This window comes from Kitasatospora sp. NPDC007106 (genome assembly GCF_040634455.1).
In the GTDB taxonomy this organism is placed as follows: Bacteria; Actinomycetota; Actinomycetes; order Streptomycetales; family Streptomycetaceae; genus Kitasatospora; species Kitasatospora arboriphila.
The window spans coordinates 1-1291 of sequence record NZ_JBEYFP010001289.1 but is presented as its reverse complement, the minus strand read 5'-3'; the positions used below and the strand labels follow the sequence as shown (position 1 = coordinate 1291).

Genomic DNA, 1291 nt, shown 5'->3' with positions numbered 1-1291 from the left:
CTTTAGTTTTGTGGTTAGTTTATTTCTTTGTTGTTTTCTTCAGTTGTGTCGCGGGCGGCTGCCCCGGCGGTGCGGTCGGCGCCGACCGCCCAGACCACGCCGAGGTAGTCCCGGTTGGTGCGGTGGTGCTCGTGGTGCTCGCCGATCGGGCGGAACGGCCGGTAGACCAGGCGGACGCCGTCCTCCTCGTGCTCCTGCGCGGGCGGCGCGGCGGTGAGGGTGCCGGCCCGGTCGGCGAGCACCGGCCGGTTGTGGCCGTGCGTGCCGGTGCGGGCGCCCAGGTCGTCCGGGAGCGCCTCGCCGAGGTGGACGCGGAGCACGAGTTCGAAGTACGGGATGTCCAGCAGCTCGGCCAGCATCAGGTCGCACTGGTCGCCGATGGCCCGGTAGTTGACCTCGATGATGCGGGCCCGGCCGTCCGGCTGGACGACGAACTCGGTGTGGCAGGCGCCGAGCCCCACCCCGAGGGCGTCCAGCTGGGCCAGCACCTGGTCGACCACCGGGCCGGGGTGCTCGGCGACGAACTCCAGTGCCTCCTCGACGAAGTGCGGCGGCGGGGAGAGCCGGGTGCGGAACCCGCCGAGCACCCGGCGGCGGGTGCCGTCGCCGAGCGTCTCCAGGGTGTGCAGCTCGCCCTCCAGGAACTCCTCGACCACCAGGGCGTCCTGCGGCCGCCGCCGGCGCACCGCGGCGCAGTGGGCGGCGAGTTCGGCGGCGTCGGCGACCAGGGCGACGTCCTCGCTGGCGACCCCCTCGCGCGGCTTGACCACGCACGGGTACGGCGGGTCGAGCTCGGACACCGGCTGCCCCGGGGCGAGTTCGAGGGCGCGGACGGCGTCCGGGCCGGCCGCGGCGAGGTGACGGCGGAGCTGCGCCTTGTTCTTCGCCCGCAGGGTGGCCCGCCAGTCCTTGGCCGGCAGTCCGAAGTAGTCGGCCGCCAGGGCGGTCTGGGTCTGCAGGTGGTCGCTGTTGCTGAAGACCGCGTCCGGGGCGTGGTGACGGGAGACCGTGCCGACGACCTCGCGGAAGTCGCGGACCTCGCAGCCCAGCACCTCGGGCGGCGCGGCCAGCCCGCGGTAGGCCTCGCGGTGGGCGTCCGGCTGGTCGGTGAGCACGGTGACCGAGAGGCCGAGCCGTTCGGCGGCGGGCAGGAAGCCCTCGGTGACCGAATCGGTCGGGTTCAGGGCGAGCAGGTACAGCCGCATGGGCGTCGTCCTCGGGTGGTGGCAGGGGCCCGCGGGGCGCGGGGCGGGCACGTGTCGGCGGCGGGCGGCGGGGTCGGCCGCCGACG

Annotated in this window: 1 protein-coding gene; it reads right to left on the bottom strand. The window is 74.4% G+C overall.

From position 1 onward, the window contains the following. Positions 1–14 precede the first annotated feature (14 nt). Positions 15–1205, bottom strand: a complete 1191-nt coding sequence (locus ABZ641_RS37920) for an ATP-grasp domain-containing protein (RefSeq protein WP_359989169.1) — start codon at positions 1203–1205, stop codon at positions 15–17. Positions 1206–1291: the final 86 nt, after the last annotated feature.

What these genes read in the sequence shown, in the direction of transcription:
- ABZ641_RS37920 (WP_359989169.1), bottom strand. Translation starts at nt 1,205, where the DNA reads ATGCGGCTGTACCTGCTCGCCCTGAACCCGACCGATTCGGTCACCGAG.